Genomic DNA, 4113 nt, shown 5'->3' on the forward strand with positions numbered 1-4113 from the left:
GAGGGTAGGGGTTCGCCATGGCCTGGTTGAATGATTCATCTTGTGAGCCGGAATCGGTGGCTCCTATCATCGAGGTCTGACGTCAGTGCCGCAGCGACCAGAGGACTCCTGAGGTGGCCCACCCCGAGCACGTGCACGACCGTCCGGACCTGTCGGCCGACCTGGACGAGGCCGCCCACCGCTGCCTCGTCGCCGGGTTCGGGGGAGCCTCGGCCGTCCCCGACCCACTGAAGCGGCTCATCGACCGCGGACTCGGCGGGGTCATCCTCTTCACCCGCAACGTGCGCGACGCCGACCAGCTCCGCGGCCTCACCGAGCAGCTGCGGGCACTGCGCCCCGACCTGCTCGTGGGCATCGACAACGAGGGCGGCGGCATCGGGCACCTGGTGGGCGCGGGCGCGCCCGAGGTCCCCGGCAACTTCGCGCTCGGCGTGGTCGACGACGTCGACCTGACCGCGCGCTGCGCCGACGCGCTCGCCGGGCACCTGGCCTCGCTCGGCATCACCGCCTCGTACGCCCCGGTCGCCGACCTCCAGCACCAGTCGCGCAACCCGATCGTGCGGACCCGTTCCTTCGGGGCCGACCCCGCGCTCGTCTCCCGCCACCTGCGCGCCTGGATCACCGCCACCGAGGCGCGCGGTGTCGCCTCCTGCGCCAAGCACTTCCCCGGCCACGGCGGGACCGAGACCGACAGCCACCACGACATGGCCGTCGACCCCCGCCCGTACGACGAACTCGCGCACGACATCGAGCCGTTCCGCGCGGTCGTCGCCGCGGGCGTACCGATGCTCATGAGCGCCCACGTGGTCTACCCGGCGCTGGACCCCGAACTGCCCGCCACCCTCAGCCCGCGCATCCTGGGCGAACTGCTCCGCGGCGACCTCGGGTTCGACGGTGTCCTGGTCAGCGACGCCCTGGAGATGAAGGCGATCGCCGACCGTTACGGCGAGGCGGCCGGGGCGCGGCTCGCCCTCGCCGCCGGGGCCGACCAGGTCATCGTCGCGGTGGCGGACCTGGACGTGACCCTCGCCTGCCGGAACGCGGTGCTCCAGGCGTTGCGGGACGGAGAACTGGCGGAGGCGCGCGTACGGGAGGCCGCGGGACGGGTCCGGCGGCTGGCCGAGCGGTACGCCGGCCAGGGCGTGACGGATCCGTGGGACGCCGACGCCGGGCTGGACGCGGCACGCCGGGCCGTACGCGGCAAGGTGCTGCCGGGGCCGGTACGGGGCGCCCATGTCGTCGACCTGTTCCCGCCGCCGCACCCCGCGCTCAACTGGGGCGGTGAGGACCTGCTGAGCGAGGTCCGTGCCCTCGAGCCCACCGCCACCGGGACGGCCCTCACCGAGGATCCCGCGGACCCGGCCGGGCTCGTCGCCGAGGTGCTGCGGGGAGCCGAGGGATCGCCGCTGGTGGTCGCCACGTACGACGCCGGGCTGTACCCCTGGCAGCTCCGGCTCCGCGACGCGCTGCTGGCCGGGCGGCCGGACGCGGTGCGCGTGGCGACGGGGCTGCCGGAGCCGGGAGACGCCGACAGGGGCGTCTGCTCCTACGGGCGGGGGCGCGTGAACCTGCGGGCGGTGGCGGAGGTGCTCACGGGCGCGTGAGAACGCCCGGGGCGCCCCCGCCAGCGCTCATTCACCGCTCGTTCACCCCTCTGCGGCCCGCACGAGTTCCGTGATCCCCCGGGCCTTGAGGTATCCGGCGTCGTCCGCGCGCTCGGCGAGGACCACCGCCGGGCGTGCGCCCTCGGTGCGAAGACGCATCCACGTCTCGAAGTACGCGCCCCCCGGACCGGAGACGGAGCGCGTGCCCGGGGCGCAGTCCAGGATCAGGGCGGTGGCGCGGGGCTCGGGAGCGGGCGGTGTGGCGCGCAGTTCGGCGACCGTGGTGGCGAGGGCCGTGGCGATGGGCTTGGCCCGGCCGGAGGAGTCGAACAGGCCGAGGGTGTACTCCAGTTCCGGGTAGTCGGCCAGGGAGCGGTCCACGTCGTGGGAGCACCACCACGTCACGCCCCACAGCCCGGTGCACCCGGCCGCGTTCAGCACGGTCGAGCGGGCGAACTCCGGGGCGTCGGCCGCGGGGATGTGGGGCTCGGGCGCGCCCGTCTCCTGGACCCAGACGAGCCGGTCCACGTCCACGGCGTACGCCTTGGCGAGCTCCACGCCGTACTCGGAGAGGTGCCGCACCTGCGGGGAGCGGGGGCCGTAGCGGCCGGCGCAGTTCGCGGAGAAGACCCAGGGGTGCACGGTGGTCAGGTCGCCCTTGCGGGCGGAGGCCTCCGGGGTGAACGGGTGGTCGTCGCCGTACCAGGCCGCGTCGTACGCGGAGTGCGTGACCAGGCGGCCGGGCGCGGCACCGGAGAGGCCGTCCCGCGCGGCTGCCAGGAGCGTGTCGAGATAGTGGTCCACCTGCTCGGGCGTCACCGGGTTGTGCTCGACCAGGTTGTTGAGCTCGTTGCCGAGCTGGAGGCCGATCAGGTGGGGGTGGCCGGCGAGGGCGCGGCCGAGGGCCGTGAGCAGCCGGACCTGGGCCTCGATGGCGTCGGGGTCCGTGAACACGTTGCGGTGGTGCCAGCTGCGGGTCCACTCCGGGTAGAAGTCGAAGCTCGACAGGTGGCCCTGCACGCCGTCCACCATGACGTCGAGGCCCGCCTCGCCCGCCAGGTCGACGAGCCGGACCAACTGGTCGACGGCCGCGGCGCGGATCAGCGTGCGGTTGGGCTGCAGGAGCGGCCAGAGGTGGAACACCCGGATGTGGTCCAGGCCCAGCTCGGCTATCTGCGCCAGGTCCTCACGGGCGTGGGCCTCGTCGAAGTCGTGCCAGGAGTGGAACCAGCCGCGACGCGGGGTGTAGTTGACGCCGAACCGGAGAGGTGCGGGCGCGGGGGGAGTGCTGATGGGGTCCTCCTCTGCGCGAAGCTGCGCCGACGGGTGGTCGGGTCTTGTCCTCGGCGAATGTATCAACCACCATAGTCGGCGATGAACAATGAATTGAACCAGGATCTCGTGGTCGGTCTGGACGCGGGCGGCACACGCATCCGCGCCGTCCTGGCGACCGCCGGGGAAGGGCGCCCACTGGGCGAGGGCGTCGCGGGCCCCGGCAACGCCCTGACCGTCCCCGTGCCGCAGCTCACCGAGCATCTCGCCGAGGCCGTCGGCCGGGCGGTGCCCGAGGGGGCGCGCGACAGGGTCGTGGCCGTGGCCGGCGGCTTCGCGGGCGCCACCGGAGCCTCCCCGGACGAGCCAGGGCAGCTCAACGCGCTGGCCGCCCTGACCGCCGCGCTCGGCGGCCTGGGCATCCGCACCGAGCCGATCGCCCTCTGCAGCGACATCGAGGCCGCGTTCGCCTCCGCGCCCGGCGCCCCCGCCGACGGCCTCGCCCTGGTGGCGGGCACGGGCGCGGTCGCGGCCCGGATCTCCGGCCGCCACTGCGCCGCCACGGTGGACGGCGACGGCTGGCTCCTCGGCGACGACGGCAGCGGCTTCTGGATCGGCCGTGGTGCTGCGCGGGCCGCTCTGCGCATGGCGGACGGGCGCGGCAGGCCCACGCAGCTGGCCGCCACGGTCGGGCGCGCGCTGGGACTGCCGGAGGACTGCCTGCCGTACGAGCCGGAAGGCTGCCTGCCGTACGAGGGGGACGGCGCCGTCCCGGAGACGCCGTACGAGAGGGACGGCGCCGTCCCGAAGAAGCCGTGCGAGAAGGAGGGCGCCGTCCCGAAGGGCTCGCAGGGGTGGTCCCGCGACCGGCGCGAGGCTTTCCGTATGCACCTGTTGCCCACCGTGATGGCGCAGCCGCCCATCCGGCTCGCCCGGCTCGCGCCCCTGGTGGCCGAAGCGGCCCGGCGCGACGACGCCGTCGCGGGGGAGATCCTCGACCAGGCGGCGGAGCACCTGACGGACACCGTCCGCGCGTTGGAACCCCGGCCCGGCGAACGGATCGTCGCCACCGGCGGTCTGCTCGGCCCCGACGGCCCCCTGACGGAACCCCTGACCCGCAGACTCCACGCCCTCGGCCTGACGCTCGACTGGGTGGCGGACGGCTGCCGGGGGGCCGTGGCCCTCGCCCGGCTCGCGCACGGCGGCCGCGGCTGATGGACGACACCCGGCAGGAACC

The 4113-nt window shown here is 74.7% G+C and carries 3 protein-coding genes; 2 read left to right on the forward strand and 1 reads right to left on the reverse strand.

What is annotated here, in order from left to right; translation table 11 throughout:
• The first annotated feature begins 113 nt into the window (after positions 1–113).
• Entirely contained in the window at positions 114–1604 is a 1491-nt protein-coding gene (locus FNH08_RS46115) for a glycoside hydrolase family 3 N-terminal domain-containing protein (protein WP_322726526.1), read from the forward strand.
• A gap of 42 nt (positions 1605–1646) precedes the next feature.
• On the opposite strand, the gene FNH08_RS46120 is transcribed toward FNH08_RS46115, so the two are convergent.
• Positions 1647–2963, reverse strand: coding sequence for a glycoside hydrolase 5 family protein (locus FNH08_RS46120; protein ID WP_152777681.1), 1317 nt, complete (start codon positions 2961–2963; stop codon positions 1647–1649).
• 15 nt (positions 2964–2978) lie between these two features.
• Between FNH08_RS46120 and FNH08_RS46125 the strand changes: the two genes are divergently transcribed.
• Positions 2979–4091, forward strand: coding sequence for an N-acetylglucosamine kinase (locus tag FNH08_RS46125; protein ID WP_152777683.1), 1113 nt, complete (start codon positions 2979–2981; stop codon positions 4089–4091).
• Positions 4092–4113 lie beyond the last annotated feature (22 nt).

The organism is Streptomyces spongiae (genome assembly GCF_009377185.1).
Lineage (GTDB): Bacteria > Actinomycetota > Actinomycetes > Streptomycetales > Streptomycetaceae > Streptomyces > Streptomyces spongiae.

Excerpts from the sequence above, each read along its gene's own strand:
- FNH08_RS46125 (WP_152777683.1), top strand. The coding sequence starts at position 2,979 with ATGAACAATGAATTGAACCAGGATCTCGTGGTCGGTCTGGACGCGGGC.